The organism is Rhodoferax ferrireducens, assembly GCF_003347515.1.
GTDB lineage: Bacteria > Pseudomonadota > Gammaproteobacteria > Burkholderiales > Burkholderiaceae_C > Rhodoferax.
The window spans coordinates 1-255 of record NZ_QEII01000022.1; the positions used below are offsets into that span (position 1 = coordinate 1).

The following is a 255-nucleotide window of genomic DNA, read 5'->3' on the forward strand; positions in this document are numbered from 1 at the left end:
ATGGCGAAGTCGCGGCACGAACCCCGCCCACGGTCGAGCGATTCGATCGGCGTCTGGGTACCTTCGCTTTCGCGCACCTCGTACTGCAACGCTTCGGACACGCCGTGGCTGATCGCTTTCAGCAATTGCAGCGTGTCGGGTGCGGCACCCCGCACGAATGATCGGGCCCACTTCTGGAGGCGTCCCATCGGGTCAAGGTACTGCTGAATCGCGAGGGCGCCCAAATCAGCGCGATCATCGTTCGAATAGAAGAAG

At 62.0% G+C, this 255-nt stretch carries 1 protein-coding gene; it reads right to left on the reverse strand.

Annotated features, from left to right (window positions below; genetic code table 11):
- Nucleotides 1–255, reverse strand: a 255-nt coding sequence (locus tag C5P05_RS00085) for a transglutaminase-like domain-containing protein (protein ID WP_420130701.1), incomplete at both ends; no start/stop codon positions are given.